At 59.0% G+C, this 18979-nt stretch carries 8 protein-coding genes and 2 CRISPR repeat arrays; of the genes, 5 read left to right on the forward strand and 3 right to left on the reverse strand.

Annotation, left to right across the window (positions count from 1 at the left end; translation table 11 throughout):
- Positions 1-3: 3 nt before the first annotated feature.
- From cas8c to cas2, 5 genes are all read left to right on the forward strand, one after another.
- Positions 4-1908 carry a type I-C CRISPR-associated protein Cas8c/Csd1 gene (gene cas8c / locus BE0216_RS10620; RefSeq protein ID WP_094637789.1) on the forward strand — a complete coding sequence of 635 codons (1905 nt, stop codon included), beginning with the start codon at positions 4-6 and terminating at the stop codon, positions 1906-1908.
- A 63-nt stretch (positions 1909-1971) separates the two neighbouring features.
- On the forward strand, positions 1972-2823 hold the full coding sequence (cas7c, locus tag BE0216_RS10625; protein ID WP_094637790.1) for a type I-C CRISPR-associated protein Cas7/Csd2: 852 nt from the start codon (positions 1972-1974) through the stop codon (positions 2821-2823).
- 40 nt (positions 2824-2863) lie between these two features.
- Entirely contained in the window at positions 2864-3541 is a 678-nt protein-coding gene (gene cas4 / locus BE0216_RS10630) for a CRISPR-associated protein Cas4 (RefSeq protein WP_094637791.1), read from the forward strand.
- Between the two features lie 14 nt (positions 3542-3555).
- Positions 3556-4587, forward strand: coding sequence for a type I-C CRISPR-associated endonuclease Cas1c (gene cas1c / locus BE0216_RS10635; RefSeq protein ID WP_094637792.1), 1032 nt, complete (start codon positions 3556-3558; stop codon positions 4585-4587).
- Positions 4588-4593: 6 nt separating this feature from the next.
- Positions 4594-4884 carry a CRISPR-associated endonuclease Cas2 gene (gene cas2 / locus BE0216_RS10640; RefSeq protein WP_094637793.1) on the forward strand — a complete coding sequence of 97 codons (291 nt, stop codon included), beginning with the start codon at positions 4594-4596 and terminating at the stop codon, positions 4882-4884.
- Between the two features lie 262 nt (positions 4885-5146).
- A CRISPR array of direct repeats spans positions 5147-9065; the repeat unit is 33 nt; unit sequence GTCACCTGCCTCACGGCAGGTGTGGATCGAAAC.
- Positions 9066-9190: 125 nt separating this feature from the next.
- On the opposite strand, the gene istB is transcribed toward cas2, so the two are convergent.
- The 3 genes from istB to BE0216_RS10655 all read right to left on the reverse strand — a co-directional run bounded on the left by istB (position 9191) and on the right by BE0216_RS10655 (position 18725).
- On the reverse strand, positions 9191-9976 hold the full coding sequence (gene istB, locus BE0216_RS10645; protein WP_094637804.1) for an IS21-like element helper ATPase IstB: 786 nt from the start codon (positions 9974-9976) through the stop codon (positions 9191-9193).
- Positions 9973-11442, reverse strand: coding sequence for an IS21 family transposase (gene istA / locus BE0216_RS10650; RefSeq protein ID WP_094637805.1), 1470 nt, complete (start codon positions 11440-11442; stop codon positions 9973-9975). Before istA ends, istB begins: the two co-directional genes overlap by 4 nt.
- Before the next feature lie 225 nt (positions 11443-11667).
- A CRISPR array of direct repeats spans positions 11668-17265; the repeat unit is 33 nt; unit sequence GTCACCTGCCTCACGGCAGGTGTGGATCGAAAC.
- 131 nt (positions 17266-17396) lie between these two features.
- Positions 17397-18725: an MFS transporter gene (locus BE0216_RS10655; RefSeq protein ID WP_094637542.1), complete on the reverse strand. Its 1329-nt coding sequence runs from the start codon at positions 18723-18725 to the stop codon at positions 17397-17399.
- Positions 18726-18979 lie beyond the last annotated feature (254 nt).

An 18979-nucleotide genomic window follows, 5' to 3' on the forward strand; every position in this document is an offset into this window, starting at 1 on the left:
CGTATGAGTTTATGGTCTTGTCTGCTGACGACTTTCGATTCGGTGCAAAACGCTGCAGGCTTGCAAGCTGTGGAAAAAGACGCCAATGGCAATGATGTCGTTGATGAAAAAAAGACGTTGTTGCCTCTTTATCACACGACAATGCACGTGCAGATTTGCGTCACGCTGAATCAGCATGGTGAACTGCTACACATCGAAAAGGAACCCCGGCCTCGTACCATCATCATTCCTTGCACTGAGGAATCGATGGGACGAACCAGTAAGCCTGTGCCGCATCCGTTGTGTGATCAGCTGCAGTATGTCGACAAAGGTTTTGACGATATGAAAACGACTATGTACCTGAAACAACTCGCCGAATGGAAGGGAAACGATCCAAAGCTTAACGCGATATATGCGTATGTCTCCGCACGGAGCGTTAGCGAGGATGCGTCTGAATGTGGGGTTGCTCTGTCCGAAAAAGATCGAAAGATTGGGATTCGTTTTGCTGTGCAGCTTCCAGGTGAGTATAACCCCCATGTGGAGGATGATGTTAATCTCCGGAATCGGTGGATTGAGTACCGTCAGCGCGGGCGCATGAGAGATGGGACTGATTTATTCGGCAAGGAGCTCTATGCGCAAGCTGCCAATTTCCCCAAAAACATTGTTGGCACTGCAGGCAATGCCAAACTGATTTCGGCCAACGACTCGACGAATTTCACGTTTAGGGGGCGCTATGCTGACCGAGACGAAGCGTTGCGCATTGACGCGGAGACATCGCAGAAGATTCACTCCACATTGCGCTGGCTGATCAATCGACATGGAACCATTACCGATACACAAGCCATCGTTACATGGGCTGTGGGAGCGCCCAATGATGAAATTGTAGATCCTATGGCGCAATTCGGCGATCTCTCGGATTTCCTGCCGGCCACGGAGACGGAGTCCGATGCGCTGCAGGATGCGCTTGTCCGAACGGATGTCAGTTACGCGAAACGCTTCCGTGCGTTGCTAGGGGGCTATGGAAGTCCAGATTTTCTAGAGCGTCATGCCGACACGATGGTGGTGGTGATTCTCGATGCGGCCACGTCAGGTCGATTGAGCGTTACATATTACCGTGAGCTGCAAAAAGACGAATATATCGAGAGCGTGATGAATTGGCATGTCGATTCATCATGGCCGATGGTCCGGTTTGAAAAGGATTCCGCAAAAACCGATGGTTCCGCCAAGCCGATTCACTATATCGGATCTCCATCTTTCATCGACATCATCAATTGTGCTTATCCCACTACGGATCGCAGCGGCAAGAGCTACAAGAGATTCGAAAAGAACGTTAGGAAACAGCTTATTGAATGTATGTTCAGCAATAGCGAACTACCACGCTCGCTGCTCAATGCCGTTGCTCGCAAAGTCTCGAGACCTATGGGATATGACAGTCCTACGGCATGGAATCGAGATCTCGGCATTGCCTGCAGCATGTGGAAAAAACATTTCAACGATGAATTCAAACGCAACGGAACAAAGGAGATAAAGGTGGAACTGGATCCAAAGAGAACAGATCGGGACTATTTATATGGTCGGTTGCTGGCGTTGATGGACAATTTTGAGGAAAGGGAGATGTACCGCCGTGGTATTGGCGGAACCCGTCAAACCAACGCTATGAGACTGATGAGTAATTTTGCGGCTAAACCATATGCGACATGGGGAAACTTGTGGGATCGACTTTTGCCGTATATGGCGGCTGCATCACCGGGTGTGTCTAATAAGTTCCGTGATGACATTGATGACGTTATAGCACTCTTCGAGAATGGCGAGTATGAAGACAAGAGTCCCCTCTCTCCGCTGTACCTCGTGGGTTATTCGCATCAGCGTAGATATCTGCGGCAACAAGCCCAAGAAAAAGCTGCGAAAAAGAGAAGCGAGGCCGAATGAGGTCCTATTTATGCATCAATTTAGAACAATATAAAGATTGAATTTCGGTATTAAGGAGCAATAATGAATAGCTTGGCATATAAGATTGATTACGTCGTCTCCATCGCGGCCAAGAACGCGAATCCCAATGGTGATCCGCTGGATGGTAATCGTCCTCGCACCACTTTCGAAGGTTTTGGCGAGATCTCGGATGTCGCGTTGAAACGGAAAATTCGCAATCGTCTGCAGGACGAAGGCGAACGTATTTTTGTACAGGCGGATGAGCGTTCCGATGATGGCGCGAAGTCGTTGTCAGACCGATTCAATACGTTCCTGAAGACGCTGCCTAAAGACGAACAGAAACAGAAGGAACTGGTATCCAAGAAAGCGTGCGAGAACTGGCTTGATGTCCGTGCGTTCGGTCAGGTTTTCGCATTTAAGAAGGCGAAGGATAAGGATGTCGACGAGGTGTCGCTCGGCGTCCGGGGGCCTGTTTCCATCCAGCCGGCGTTTTCCACTCAGCCGATAGCCATCGATGATGTGCAGATCACGAAGTCGGTGAACAGTGAAACCACGGACACCGGTAAGAAATCCTCGGACACCATGGGTATGAAATACCGTGTTTCCGGTCGTGTGGTGTATACGACATGTGGCAGCATCAGCCCGCAGCTGGCCGAGAAGACCGGCTTCTCCGAAGCCGATGCTGAGAAAATCAAGCAGGCTTTGTTGTCGCTGTTCGAAAACGACGAAAGCTCAGCGCGCCCGGCCGGTTCCATGGAGGTGTTGAACGTGGTCTGGTTCACGCACAACTGCAAGGGCGGACAGTATTCTTCAGCCAAAGTGCATCGTGCGGTCACTGTGAGTGACGACGGTGCTGTGACTGTGAACCCGGAGGAAATTCCCGGCTTGCAATACGAGATTCTTTCGGGACGCTGATTTTCGAGTCAGATTGCAGTTACGCGGTGGAGGGTCGCATATGAAAGGGCCGGACGGTTATCCAGAGGACGATTGGCTGGCCCTTTCCGGCATCCAGCACTTTTCGTTCTGCAAACGGCAGTGGGCACTAATCCATATCGAGCAGCTGTGGTCGGAGAACTATCTGACCACAGCAGGTTTTCTCGAGCACGATAGAGCACATGATTACGCCGCGTCTGAATCACGTGGCAATACGCTAATTATGCGTGATCTTCGAATCTTTTCACGAACGTTGGGAGTTACCGGTGCCTGTGATGTGGTGGAGTTCCAGCGTTCATCGGATGGTGTACCTCTGCATGGACGGGAGGGCCTATGGCTTCCATACCCAATCGAATACAAGCATGGTAAATCTAAAATCAACGATGCGGATCGACTCCAGTTATGCGCTGAAGCCATGTGTCTTGAAGAGATGCTCGCTTGCGCGATACCAGAAGGCGCGTTGTTCTACCGGGAAACAAAAAGGCGCGAACAGGTAGTCCTAAACGACGATCTTCGGTTCAAAGTCCGGGAATTGTTCGAGCAAATGCATGATCTGATGAAGAGAGGATGGACGCCGGTGGTCAAAACCGGCAAATCATGTGCAGCTTGTTCGTTGAAGGACTGGTGCCTGCCGGAATTGCAAAAAACAAAAACAGCGCGTGAATACATCGACGAGTATGTCAACGATGATGTGGGCTGAACGGGGAGTATCTGATGAGACAACTGCTGAATACGTTGTTTGTGACGACTGAGGATGTGTATCTGTCTTTAGAGAACGACAATGTGGTCGTTCATCAAGATGACCAGATTCTAGCGAAGGTTCCGCTGCGCTCGATAGAGTCCATCCTCTGTTTTTCATACAAAGGAGCATCTCCATCGTTAATGGGGCGCTGCGGCGAACTTGGCGTCGGGCTATCGTTCTATTCGCCGCGAGGAAGGTACTACTGTTCGATTCTTGGTGAAAACAACCGTAACGTTCTGCTGCGTCGTGCACAGTACAGGTATGCGGACGATGAGGTCTTGTCATTGACATTGGCGAAATCGTTTATTTTGGGAAAAGTGTTTAACTCACGATGGGTGCTGGAGCGTGCGAAACGTGATCATGCACTGCGGGTGAATGTGAAACGATTGTCTGAGCAGAGCGAACGTCTTGCGCATTCGTTGCGGGATATTCGCGGATGCGAGTCCATGGAAGCGCTAAGAGGGATAGAGGGGATAGCTGCTAAGGATTACTTCTATGCCTTTGACGATCTGATTCTTAAGAGCAAGGATGATTTCTTCTTTGAAGAAAGAACACGGCGTCCTCCTCTTGACAAGATGAATGCGTTACTGTCTTTTATCTATTCGGTAGTGACCAACGATTGCGTTGCTGCGCTGCAGGGAGTTGGCTTGGATCCCTACGTGGGATTCATGCATGTTGATCGTCCTGGACGAGCCTCTCTCGCCTTGGATCTGGTTGAGGAGTTTCGTCCTGTTCTCGCGGATCGTTTCGCGCTGACTTTGGTTAATACAGGAGTGGTTCAATCCAAAGATTTTGAGCAGCGTGAAAACGGAGGGGTGTTTCTGACTGATTCAGGTCGAAAGGCGGTATTGTCTTCTTGGCAGAAACGGAAGATGGAGTTGATAACCCATCCTTTCCTGCAAGAGAGAATTTCTTGGGGATTGGTCCCATATGTGCAGGCGTTGCTGCTGGCTCGCTTGCTACGTGGTGATCTTGATGCTTATCCGCCTTTCTTTTGGAAGTGACGAATCATGATGGTGGTTGTGGCTTACGACGTTAATACGGAAACGCCGGAAGGGCGGAAAAGACTTCGTGCGGTGGCAAAAATCAGCGCAAAATACGGGCAGCGTGTGCAGAACAGCGTGTTTGAATGTGAAGTTTCGCCGTCGGATTATTTGATGTTGGTACATGATCTTGTGGAGGTGATGGATCAAGAACGAGACAGTCTTCGCATGTATAAACTTGGTGCCAAGCACTCGTCCAAGATTGAACAGTTCGGCAGGCGGCGACATCTTCCCGTTGATGATGTGATGTTGATTTAATGGGTTTCTCATATATGTGGTGCGAAATGGAAGCGCTCAGAAAATCCCTGGTTCCTTCGCACCGCTAAATTTGTGTTCAGGCTGTAGCGAATCTTTTTAGCAGATTCCGTTTGATGCTTGATAACTGAATAGTGGGCATTGATGTGAGACAAGAGATCGATGATGCATGTTTGCTGATCACTCTCTACAATAAACTCGCATAATATCAACGTGCGGATGAGCTCTTCGTCCCATATATCGAGATGGAGAGCCCATCTGTGCAGTCACCTGCCTCACGGCAGGTGTGGATCGAAACCTGGATCGATTGTGCTCGACAAGGGCCTTTCGGGGTCACCTGCCTCACGGCAGGTGTGGATCGAAACAGGAAGGCGACTTGTGCATGTTCACGGCCAACGGGTCACCTGCCTCACGGCAGGTGTGGATCGAAACCAGCAATGCACGTACATGGGTTGATTGGCGTACAGTCACCTGCCTCACGGCAGGTGTGGATCGAAACTTCGCGGCCTGATTGGCGAAGCGTGTGGGCTTGAGTCACCTGCCTCACGGCAGGTGTGGATCGAAACGAGTGGGTGCCCAACACCGAAGGAACCGTGAAGCTGTCACCTGCCTCACGGCAGGTGTGGATCGAAACGTCTTCGAAGCGGTGTGGCGGGCGGCGTTAGGAGAGTCACCTGCCTCACGGCAGGTGTGGATCGAAACTCCAACATCTGGAACACGATGGTCAACGCCGTCGGTCACCTGCCTCACGGCAGGTGTGGATCGAAACTTCCTCCGACCTTGGGTCTAAACTTGGTCACGGGTCACCTGCCTCACGGCAGGTGTGGATCGAAACACTTTGGCGAGTTCGTCGATGCTGGATACCTGCTGGTCACCTGCCTCACGGCAGGTGTGGATCGAAACGCGTCGAGCATCTCCTGGAGTCCCATGACGGCGAGTCACCTGCCTCACGGCAGGTGTGGATCGAAACGTCGAGGGTGAATTCGTGCGAGACGCTGGCGAGGTGTCACCTGCCTCACGGCAGGTGTGGATCGAAACTTGCCGATGGGCAAGGGGTTGTGGCCGATGCGGGTCACCTGCCTCACGGCAGGTGTGGATCGAAACATGCACGTCGAGTTTGAGGTCGGAGCGCAGGAGTCACCTGCCTCACGGCAGGTGTGGATCGAAACTCCTTGGTCCGCGCGGGGTATTCGCCGACCTTGAGTCACCTGCCTCACGGCAGGTGTGGATCGAAACCTTGCCGGCCTCGCCGTACGTGTTGTCGGGGTCGGTCACCTGCCTCACGGCAGGTGTGGATCGAAACAAATCCATGCCCCGCTACTAGGTTCGAGGTCGCGTCACCTGCCTCACGGCAGGTGTGGATCGAAACGCTGTAGGTGAGGAAGTTGGTGTTTATCCACGTCGTCACCTGCCTCACGGCAGGTGTGGATCGAAACATGCCCACGATGGCCACACGACTGAAGGCCACCGGTCACCTGCCTCACGGCAGGTGTGGATCGAAACCTCGACTTCGACCCCATGCCGTTCAGCGCGGACGGTCACCTGCCTCACGGCAGGTGTGGATCGAAACTCCGTGGTCAGTTTCCCCTGGCCTGCGGTCTGGGGTCACCTGCCTCACGGCAGGTGTGGATCGAAACCAATAACGTTGGCCAATTCGGCCTCCTTTCCGCCCGTCACCTGCCTCACGGCAGGTGTGGATCGAAACACGGTGTCGCTGCCGCCCTTGCTGTACGGCATGGTCACCTGCCTCACGGCAGGTGTGGATCGAAACGTGTAGGTCAGGTTGCTGCCCTCGACGGCCGCTGTCACCTGCCTCACGGCAGGTGTGGATCGAAACTAAAAAATATAAGAAGAGAACATCATGGAAGAGAGTCACCTGCCTCACGGCAGGTGTGGATCGAAACTATCGCGCGACCCAACGAATTTGGCAGAAACCGGTCACCTGCCTCACGGCAGGTGTGGATCGAAACGCTTTTGTTCTGCGCGGAGGTCAGACGCTCCTGTCACCTGCCTCACGGCAGGTGTGGATCGAAACTCCCAGGGCATCTCCTTGGGCCGGTACACGTAGGGTCACCTGCCTCACGGCAGGTGTGGATCGAAACACGGACGGCCTGCTGCCAGTCAAGTTCGGCGCGGTCACCTGCCTCACGGCAGGTGTGGATCGAAACCTCCCTAATACAACGCCCGCGACTGCGGTGCCGGTGTCACCTGCCTCACGGCAGGTGTGGATCGAAACCGACCGACGGGGCGGCAGTCGCCGCCGTGTCCGGTCACCTGCCTCACGGCAGGTGTGGATCGAAACCTCCCTAATACAACGCCCGCGACTGCGGTGCCGGGTCACCTGCCTCACGGCAGGTGTGGATCGAAACAAAGCCGCATGGGACCTCATACGCGACGCCATCAGTCACCTGCCTCACGGCAGGTGTGGATCGAAACTGGCAGGCGTGGTGGTATGCGCCAGCGAGGTAGGTCACCTGCCTCACGGCAGGTGTGGATCGAAACCTTTCTGGCATGCCGGCGAGCGCCGGCGCTGTTTGAAGTCACCTGCCTCACGGCAGGTGTGGATCGAAACAGGACATGCTGCGCGACGGCAGCCTCACCCACCTGTCACCTGCCTCACGGCAGGTGTGGATCGAAACGCTGATGTCGCGGTCGAGGCAGCAGGCGGCGCGGGTCACCTGCCTCACGGCAGGTGTGGATCGAAACAACTCGGTACAGGGCGACGCGGCGAGCCTCGAAGTCACCTGCCTCACGGCAGGTGTGGATCGAAACCACGGAAGCAGCATGCCCCTGTAGTCTCGCCGCCGGTCACCTGCCTCACGGCAGGTGTGGATCGAAACATCTGCTGCAGCTGAGTGTTAGCCGCCTGCTTCGGTCACCTGCCTCACGGCAGGTGTGGATCGAAACAGGCAGAACCTCGCCAAGGCCACCAGCGCGAACAGTCACCTGCCTCACGGCAGGTGTGGATCGAAACCTGCCGGGTCTGTGGAGATGATGATCTGGCCGGCGTCACCTGCCTCACGGCAGGTGTGGATCGAAACAACGCCAAGGACCGAGGAATATCCATCGACCTCGTCACCTGCCTCACGGCAGGTGTGGATCGAAACACGGCCCACGCGCCGTACTGCGACCCATCCCTGAGGTCACCTGCCTCACGGCAGGTGTGGATCGAAACCTGTAAGGCCACCATATCGTCAACGCGGTAAGCAGTCACCTGCCTCACGGCAGGTGTGGATCGAAACAGCATCGCTTCGGCGGTCTTTCGCCATCGTTTTTGTCACCTGCCTCACGGCAGGTGTGGATCGAAACCTCGGAAGTGAACTGTTCGCCGTATTCCGACACCAGGTCACCTGCCTCACGGCAGGTGTGGATCGAAACACATTGCCGGTGGCGACGCATTCGAACACCATGGTCACCTGCCTCACGGCAGGTGTGGATCGAAACACCGATTGGAATCTGGTCTCCACACGGATCGTGGCGTCACCTGCCTCACGGCAGGTGTGGATCGAAACAGTGTTTTGCACGACACGTTCGAGGATATGTGTTCGGTCACCTGCCTCACGGCAGGTGTGGATCGAAACTGCAAGGGCATGTTCGGTTCGTCGGCCCACCGCCAGTCACCTGCCTCACGGCAGGTGTGGATCGAAACCTACCTGCGCGCGGATCTCAGCGCCGGCGACCGGTGTCACCTGCCTCACGGCAGGTGTGGATCGAAACTTCACCGTCCTCTCGGCCGAGCCGAACACCAACGGTCACCTGCCTCACGGCAGGTGTGGATCGAAACAACGCCATCGTGCCGATCGTCGGCACCGTCATCGTCACCTGCCTCACGGCAGGTGTGGATCGAAACGAGCGCGCCCGCGACGACGTGGAGGCGGTCAGGGGTCACCTGCCTCACGGCAGGTGTGGATCGAAACGCCGAGGGGTCCGGCAAGTCCTACCCGGCGGGCAGTCACCTGCCTCACGGCAGGTGTGGATCGAAACACGAAGTACTGCTGGCCCTTGCCTGTCACGAGCGGTCACCTGCCTCACGGCAGGTGTGGATCGAAACACATCGGCGCCGTTCGCTATCGCGATCGAGGCGTAGTCACCTGCCTCACGGCAGGTGTGGATCGAAACCCATACCAGGAGAAGAAGGAGCCGACATGGAGGTCACCTGCCTCACGGCAGGTGTGGATCGAAACCAGAATGTGTTTTGTCAAGTTCGTGTCGGCTGGATATTCATGTTGTTTTCCGCAGGTTGTGCAGCGGGTTTTCCGCGGGATGATCGTTCCGTGGGTCCGCCCGCCGCCTTGGTCTGGTTTGTTGGTTATTTGGTCATGAGGGCGTTGCGGCTGCGGTAGCTTTCGCCCTTGAACCGGATGAGCCGTCCGTGGTGGACGGTGCGGTCGACGACCGCGGCGGCCATGTTCGGGTCCCCGAACACCCTGGCCCATCCGCTGAATTCGATGTTGGTGGTGTAGACGACGCTCCTTGTCTCGTAGGAATCGGATATGACCTGGAAGAGGAGGCGGCTGCCCTCCTCGTCGATGGGGATGTAGCCGAGCTCGTCGATGATCAGGAGGCGGGCCTTGGCGATGGCGGCGAGCTCCTTGTCGAGCCGGTTGTCCTGTTTCGCGCGTCTCAGGCGCATGACCAGGCTTGAGGCGGTGAAGAACCTTACCGGTATCCCGGCCCGGCACGCGGCCCGTCCCAGCGCGATCGCGAGGTGCGTCTTTCCGGTGCCGACGTTGCCGTAGAGCACGAGGTCCTCGGTCCTACCGACGAATTCGAGGGATTCGAGCTGGCTCCGTCCCCAGTCGGCGGGCATGTCTAGGTTGGTCCAGTCGTATCCGTCGAGCTCCTTGTCGGACGGGAAGCCGGCGGTCTTCATCAGACGGGCGCGTTTGGCATGGTCGCGTGATTCGAGTTCGGCCTCGAACCAGCGTTCGATGAAGTCGAGCTGGGCGGGCGTGGCCCCGGCCAGCGTGTTGGCGAGTACGCTGCGGGTGAGCGTGAGCTGTTTGCTCATCTCCATGATGCGCTGGCTCTTGGCGATGGTGTCGGCCCTGCGGCGGCGGGTCTCGGGGATCTGCGGTTCGGGTCTCGTGCTCATGCGTCCTCCTCGCCGGGACGGTTGAACCTGTCGTAGGAGCCCAGGTCGGGCAGGTCGCCGCCGTGGTCGGCGTCGCCGTCCGCGAACCGTCTGGCCAGAATCGCCATGTCGGCCTCGGCGAGGGGCCAGCCGCGGTCGACGAGATGCGAGGCGGCCCGCATCGCCGGTTCGAAGCCCGCGGCCTCGCACGCCCCTGCGATGGCCTTAAGACTGGCCTTGAGGGTCTTGTCGTCGGCTTGGTCGAGCCGTTCCCTCACGTCGTCGGGCACGTCGGGACGGATCGAGCAGTCGCGCCACGCCCCGGGTTTGCGCGCGAGCAGCGGGAACACCGTGGCGGGATCCTGGATCGTGCGTGGTGATCTGCCGTAGACGCGGGAGAGCTCGGCCACCGTGCGCCCGTCCTTGTCCTTGACGGTGACGCTCGTGGCGCGCACAGCGACGTCGACCCTTCTGCCGTGCAGCGCGGGGCCGACCTGGTAGCGGTTGGAGTCGATCTCGACGCAACCGTATTTATCGGCCTTGCGGGTCTCCCACCTCACCGCGTCGAACCGGCACGACGGCAGGGGCCGCAGCGCCTTCAAATCGTCGGAGAACAGGTCATCGACCGGCACGAGCGCGCGGTAGTGGACGGACCTTCCCAGCCCGTCGCATTTGGCGAGCATGAGCCGGGTGAGCTGCTCGTGGGTCTCGGCCGCCATGGGCGGGACCATGAGGTTGCGCCGCAGGAATCCGACCGCGTTCTCCACGCTGCCCTTCTCGTTGCCGGAATACGGATTGCAGAACCGCACGTCGAGCCGGTGGTGACTGACGAACGCCTCGAACACGCGCGACATGGTCACGTTCCCCTTGGAATCCCGGTGGCCCGCGCCGGACGCGTTGTCGATCACGAGCGTGTGCGGGACGCCGCCGATGTGCTCGAAGATCGCCGTCAGGCCCTCGCAGATGCACTCCGCGTTCTCCGCGGGCAGGCTCGCCGCGTACCGTTTGTTCGAATGCGGGAACGTGACGACCAGGCAATGGTCGTCGACCCACTCGCCAGCGATCCTGGCCTTGGCCAGGCCGAAGTCCATCTGCATGCTCCCCGGCGTCCACTCCAGCTCCACGTAGCCGTCGGACGGCTCGCGGTTCGCCGCGCGCCACTCGTCCACGTAGCGCAGCACGGTGGAGTACGAGCCCGTGAACCCGTGCTCGGCCACGAGCCGGTCATGCACGCGCCTGGCGGTGTGGCGCTGCTTGCCGGGCATGAGCCGGTCCGCCTCCAGCCAGCCGTCGACGATCGGCTTGTACTCGTCGAGAATCGACTTCACCCCGCGCCTGGCGGGCGGTTTCGGCGAGCAGTCCTCCATGCCCGCGTACTTCGCGACCGTGCCCCGGTCCACCCCGAGCCTTCTGGCGATCTCCGCGTGCGGCAGGCCCTTCGCGTCGAGCCTCCTGATATCTTGCTGTTGGGACATGGGTATCGTCACTGTCCTTTCCTTCCCCGGGCCGGCGGCAACCGGCCCTGGCTGCTATTTGGTTTGCAACCCGGGAATCTAACAGGCGGAGCGAACCCATGTCTCCTCTCAACATCAGGGATGACTATTCTGCGGAAAAACAGCTGCACATCAAGCGGGAAACACCATGACACTCCTGCCTAAAGAACATTGAACATAAACACCAGAACCTGAACCATGCATGCGAGCCCGTCACCTGTCACCTGCCTCACGGCAGGTGTGGATCGAAACAAGGACAACGCCGCGCAGGTGCACGCCTGGGCCGGTCACCTGCCTCACGGCAGGTGTGGATCGAAACTGCGTCCACAGCACGGCCAATCCGGGCGCGACGGGTCACCTGCCTCACGGCAGGTGTGGATCGAAACAAACTCGGCAGCAAATCCGCCCCGTGGGGCACGGTCACCTGCCTCACGGCAGGTGTGGATCGAAACGAATTCGCCATGACCGGCAGCCGCGTCAAACGCAGTCACCTGCCTCACGGCAGGTGTGGATCGAAACAAAACCGCGTTGGGCAAGGCCTCCGAAGTCCTCGTCACCTGCCTCACGGCAGGTGTGGATCGAAACACGAACACCGACTGGGGTTCGGTCGGCAAGGGCATGTCACCTGCCTCACGGCAGGTGTGGATCGAAACTCTTTCACCAATTAACCAGATTAAGGAGCAGTTAGTCACCTGCCTCACGGCAGGTGTGGATCGAAACCAGTAGCTCGACCCGCCACGGATGATGCCGGCCGTCACCTGCCTCACGGCAGGTGTGGATCGAAACAATCAGGACGGCGCACGCCTGACCCGCTTGGACGGTCACCTGCCTCACGGCAGGTGTGGATCGAAACAGCATCATCACGCAGGGCAACCTGTGCCAGATCGTCACCTGCCTCACGGCAGGTGTGGATCGAAACACGGCCACGGACTCCTTCGCCGAGGGGGCCGGCAGTCACCTGCCTCACGGCAGGTGTGGATCGAAACTCGGCCACGATCTGCTCGGTGAGCACGGGCATCAGTCACCTGCCTCACGGCAGGTGTGGATCGAAACTCGCGGCCATCATGCAAGTGCCCGCGAACAGCGACGTCACCTGCCTCACGGCAGGTGTGGATCGAAACTCCAACACGGAGAGGGCCGTGGACGAACTGTCTCGTCACCTGCCTCACGGCAGGTGTGGATCGAAACCAATCGGCGGCGCTGAAGGGGTCGGCGTCCATGCGGTCACCTGCCTCACGGCAGGTGTGGATCGAAACCTGACTGCATGTCAACTCGAATGCGCGCGTCAATGGTCACCTGCCTCACGGCAGGTGTGGATCGAAACAATTTCGCACACGTGCAATGTCGCCATATCGGCGGGTCACCTGCCTCACGGCAGGTGTGGATCGAAACGCGGTGGGCTTTGATCTCGTCCCACGTCAGTCCGGTCACCTGCCTCACGGCAGGTGTGGATCGAAACACCCTCTCGAGGCAGTATTGCAGGGCAACGGAATGTCACCTGCCTCACGGCAGGTGTGGATCGAAACCAGATGGACACCTGCCCATCCGGCAGGACGAAGGTCACCTGCCTCACGGCAGGTGTGGATCGAAACGAGGTCGGCGACACCGTCATGCGCGGCGCGATGGGTCACCTGCCTCACGGCAGGTGTGGATCGAAACGCCAAGCCGGAGGACAGAAGGAAGATCCTCGAATGTCACCTGCCTCACGGCAGGTGTGGATCGAAACCAGCAGTGCGCGTACATGGGCTGGTTGGCGTACAGGTCACCTGCCTCACGGCAGGTGTGGATCGAAACGTATCGTTTCCGACGCATCATCGTGCTCGTGGCGTCACCTGCCTCACGGCAGGTGTGGATCGAAACGAGGACATCTGCTCAAGGGTCCTGCGGCCCGGGTCACCTGCCTCACGGCAGGTGTGGATCGAAACACCGCCAGCCTGCCGCGCGCGGCCATCGCCCAGCGTCACCTGCCTCACGGCAGGTGTGGATCGAAACATGTAGGCGTAGCCGCCGGTCTCGTTCATGATCTGTCACCTGCCTCACGGCAGGTGTGGATCGAAACAAACCGTATCGAGCGCCACACCATTGGACGAGGGTCACCTGCCTCACGGCAGGTGTGGATCGAAACCGACAGCGTCGGCTACCGGCGCAGAGAAGACATCGGTCACCTGCCTCACGGCAGGTGTGGATCGAAACAGTTCGGGTACCATGCGACATAGTTCGTCGAAGGAGTCACCTGCCTCACGGCAGGTGTGGATCGAAACTATGCTGAATCCAAAGAAAAGCTCCATCGCGGAAGGTCACCTGCCTCACGGCAGGTGTGGATCGAAACCACAAAATGCCGCCCACCGAATCATGCGTCTGGGGTCACCTGCCTCACGGCAGGTGTGGATCGAAACCAAGAGGGCCATTGCGGTGCCCCAGTCGCGTTCGTGTCACCTGCCTCACGGCAGGTGTGGATCGAAACAACGACGCGCACGACGATATCTAGGAGGCTTGCGTCACCTGCCTCACGGCAGGTGTGGATCGAAACTCGCCATGCGCGACGGTGGGCGCGGTGATCCAAGTCACCTGCCTCACGGCAGGTGTGGATCGAAACCCCGACCTGCTCGTGCGCATGGCCAACGGGCGCGTCACCTGCCTCACGGCAGGTGTGGATCGAAACAGCCAGCAGCGACTTGAGCACGCCGGTCACAGGGTCACCTGCCTCACGGCAGGTGTGGATCGAAACCTCGCCGGATTGTTGTTCGCGGTCGTGTTCGGCGAGTCACCTGCCTCACGGCAGGTGTGGATCGAAACATCGGCTACGCGAACGGCCTGTACTGCCGCGAATAGTCACCTGCCTCACGGCAGGTGTGGATCGAAACTGCTCTCCCTCGCCCAATTCGCCGGCGAGCTCGCCGTCACCTGCCTCACGGCAGGTGTGGATCGAAACTCCCGCATCGGCGACGCCGCCGCCGACGTCGTGACCGTCACCTGCCTCACGGCAGGTGTGGATCGAAACCGCTCGAATAGCCGGTGAGCTGCGTCCACGCGATGGTCACCTGCCTCACGGCAGGTGTGGATCGAAACCCGCTTATCCCAGGCGTGGCGACCATCAGCCTCAGTCACCTGCCTCACGGCAGGTGTGGATCGAAACTGTAAAAACCATTGGCGATGAACACGGGAATCAGGTCACCTGCCTCACGGCAGGTGTGGATCGAAACACGTGAAACATCCGCCGTGGAACCCGACGAACCAGTCACCTGCCTCACGGCAGGTGTGGATCGAAACGACGAGCGTTGGGCCAATAAGTTCGCGGCTTCCCGTCACCTGCCTCACGGCAGGTGTGGATCGAAACCATGTTGAACATGATCGGCGGCGGTGGGCTGGGGGTCACCTGCCTCACGGCAGGTGTGGATCGAAACACGGTCACGCCGGAGAACGGGCCTATCAGCGACGGTCACCTGCCTCACGGCAGGTGTGGATCGAAACGTCCTCAACGTCGGCGATCCGGAAATCATCGAGTCACCTGCCTCACGGCAGGTGTGGATCGAAACGCACAGAAAGAGGGCATGACGGCTTGGACGACTGTCACCTGCCTCACGGCAGGTGTGGATCGAAACACCGATCCAGACGGTCATTGCCTCCGTCATCAGAGTCACCTGCCTCACGGCAGGTGTGGATCGAAACGTCGAGCGCGTCGACGTAGGCTTTGGCTTGGGTCGTCACCTGCCTCACGGCAGGTGTGGATCGAAACCTTTCTTTATGCCGTCCAATAGGCGTTGGCGGCGGTCACCTGCCTCACGGCAGGTGTGGATCGAAACCCATGCCGCGGTACTTGTCGCGCATGTCCTTGAGCGTCACCTGCCTCACGGCAGGTGTGGATCGAAACTCAGGCGACACCTGGAACGCGTTGGCGACGGCGGTCACCTGCCTCACGGCAGGTGTGGATCGAAACGCGGCGTTGATGTCGGCCAGCCATTGCGCGGTGAGTCACCTGCCTCACGGCAGGTGTGGATCGAAACCAGCAGTGCACGTACATGGGCTGGTTGGCGTACAGTCACCTGCCTCACGGCAGGTGTGGATCGAAACTTGACCTGCGTGGGCGTGATTCGGCGTCCCACGGTGTCACCTGCCTCACGGCAGGTGTGGATCGAAACTCGCCGGACCCGTCGCCGTTGAGCAGCTGCGTCGTGTCACCTGCCTCACGGCAGGTGTGGATCGAAACAATGGCCTCGTGACCGCGCGGCCCCGCAGGCATGGGTCACCTGCCTCATGGCAGGTGTGGATCGAAACAGCTCGTCCACGGTCATGGAGGAAAGACCATCCTGTCACCTGCCTCACGGCAGGTGTGGATCGAAACGTCAAGCAGCAGGCCTCCGCGTCCGCCTGACCTGTCACCTGCCTCACGGCAGGTGTGGATCGAAACCCGTACCTGACGCACCAAACGCACCTCACGACAGTCACCTGCCTCACGGCAGGTGTGGATCGAAACTCCTGCTCCTGCGTGCTCGCGCCGCCGGCCAACTGTCACCTGCCTCACGGCAGGTGTGGATCGAAATCGTTCCGGCCAGCGGCGACAACGTGTTCATTGCCTAGTCACCTGCCTCACGGCAGGTGTGGATCGAAATCTCGTGCCGAAGCGAGGCGGGGTGTTCTGCCGCAAGTCACCTGCCTCACGGCAGGTGTGGATCGAAATCGGTAGTCGGGCTCCCGCACGCCGATGGTGCAGGGTCACCTGCCTCACGGCAGGTGTGGATCGAAATGACGAGGAGTCCGGCTGGCCCGACGGCGACCGCGGTCACCTGCCTCACGGCAGGTGTGGATCGAAACTACGACATCGACGAGGAGAACTCCACGCCGAGAGTCACCTGCCTCACGGCAGGTGTGGATCGAAACTCCCTCCTACGACGACTTCGCCGCGTTCGGCATGTCACCTGCCTCACGGCAGGTGTGGATCGAAACAAGGAGACGTCCGTCCGTCAGACCGCTACGGTCAGTCACCTGCCTCACGGCAGGTGTGGATCGAAACCTTCCAATATCCCCGTATTGCGCAGGGGCGCGGCGGTCACCTGCCTCACGGCAGGTGTGGATCGAAACCTTCCAATATCCCCGTATTGCGCAGGGGCGCGGCGGTCACCTGCCTCACGGCAGGTGTGGATCGAAACCTTCCAATATCCCCGTATTGCGCAGGGGCGCGGCGGTCACCTGCCTCACGGCAGGTGTGGATCGAAACCTTCCAATATCCCCGTATTGCGCAGGGGCGCGGCGGTCACCTGCCTCACGGCAGGTGTGGATCGAAACTACCGGGCCTGCGTATGGTTTGGCGGGGCCTCCAGTCACCTGCCTCACGGCAGGTGTGGATCGAAACCTCGTGTTGGCCCGGTCCGTGGATCAGACGGACGGTCACCTGCCTCACGGCAGGTGTGGATCGAAACTCAAGCAAATAGACATTCGTGCACGGGGTCGGGGGGTCACCTGCCTCACGGCAGGTGTGGATCGAAACGAGCAGTGGGCCGACACCGTGACCTCGGTGGAGGGTCACCTGCCTCACGGCAGGTGTGGATCGAAATAACAAGGACACCGGCATCGTGCGTTCCCTGGGCGTCACCTGCCTCACGGCAGGTGTGGATTGAAATCGTTCCGCTGGTCGCAGTGGTGCTTACGGTCAGGTCACCTGCCTCACGGCAGGTGTGGATCGAAAAATGATCTGGGCCATGGCGAGCTTGGTGAGGTCGGGGCACTTGCCTCATGGCAGATATGGATCGAAATGCTTGCCCAACCGGGCGAAAAGAAAAAACCGGGGTCACCTGCCTCACGGCAGATGTGGGTTGAAATTCCACGAACCGGCGCTGGATCCGGGTCGGGCCGGTCTCCTGCCTCATGGCAGGTGTGGATCACGCGAAGAAGGCCGGCCCGTGTGGGTCGGCCTTCCGGGATGGCGGGGGAGCGAATGCTGAGAAGCGCCGCTACTTCACGCCTTTGATCATCAGGATGAACACGCAGCCGAGCAGCGCGAAGAAGATGGAGATCGGGAACGCCGCGGCGTAGCTGAGGTTCAGTGTGATGACGCCCATCACGACCGGGCCGAGCATCTGGCCGATGGTGGTGGCGAGGTTGAGGATGCCGAGGTCCTTGCCGGCCTCCTCCTTGCTGGGCAGCACGTCGACGTTCAGCGCCTGGTCCACGGAGGAATAGACGCCATATCCAAAGCCCGCGATGCCGGCGTAGAGGAACATTCCCATGGTGGTCGGCATGATCCAAGGCATGGCGGTGCCGATGGCGAACAGCACGGAGGCGACGACGACGGGCACTTTGCGGCGTCCGATGAAGTCGGAGATGGGGCCGGAGACGATGGATCCGGCCAGGGAGACGACCATGAGGATCACGGACATCGTGGCCAGGGCCACGCCGGCGTCGGCCACGCTCAGCCCCACGTACTTCTCGAAGATGTAGAGCTGGTAGACGGCGATCATCTGGTAACTCAGCAGCATGCACAGGCGGCCGGCGAACGCCTTGTAGAAGTCGTGCGCGCCGGAGAATTTCGGCGGGCGGAAGCTCATCAGCACATCCTTGAGCGTGCCTTCGTCCTTGGGAAGATATTCGGCGGAACCCTCCTTGGGGATGATGATGACCGCGATGACTCCGCCGAGGAACATGAGCACGCCGGCGAGCACGAAGCCGGGGGCGCGGTTGAGGATGAAGTACGAGCCGATCAGCGTGCCGATGGGGGAGCCGATGGAGGCGCCGGCACCGTAGAAGGCGCTCATGGTGCCGCGCACGCCCATGGGGATGCGGTCGGAGATCATCGCGACCATGGGCGCGAGCATGCAGTTGAGTCCGAACATGCAGGCGCAGTAGACGATGGTGATGATGACCGGATTTGTGGTCATGCCGGTGGCGAACAGCGTGACGCCTCCGAGCACGGCGCCGCCGAGGATGAACGGGGTGCGGCGGCCGAAGCGGGAGCGGGAGCGGTCGGAGAAGTTGCCGAACAGCAGGTTGGAGACCAGCGAGGCGACCGCCGTAAACGAATTGATGATGCTGACCAACGCTTCCGGCGCGATGCCCTCGACGGTTTTCAGATGCTCTGGAAGCAGTGCCGAGGAGACGATGCCCAAACCGCTCATCCACAGTAGTCCGAAGATGATGAATCCCGCGCCGAAGCGGAAGAGGGTGGGTTTGCTCACTGGTTTTCCGGTCTCCGGTGAGAGGGTGTGGTCTCGTTCGGCCGCGGCGATGGCGTCGTAATGGGCCTGCAGTCGAGGGTCGATGGTTGCGGTTGACTCGCTGGTCATGTGCGTTGCTCCTCTGAGATAATCGTATGTCTGCTGCGACAACGTGGGCATGGTGCGTACGCATCATGCGGGGCGCGACTTCGCGTCATATAACTACCGATTGGTAATTAAGTGGTTTTCAGTATATGCCCCTATTTTCGATAATGTTCACCATGTCGCAAAAAACGTTGGTATTCATATGTTTTATCGGCGTGTCTCAGTATTGAATGCCGGCGGTTGCCGGTGTGGTGTTGCGTGTCGCCGCGCTTTCGTGT

This window comes from Bifidobacterium eulemuris (genome assembly GCF_014898155.1).
GTDB lineage: Bacteria > Actinomycetota > Actinomycetes > Actinomycetales > Bifidobacteriaceae > Bifidobacterium > Bifidobacterium eulemuris.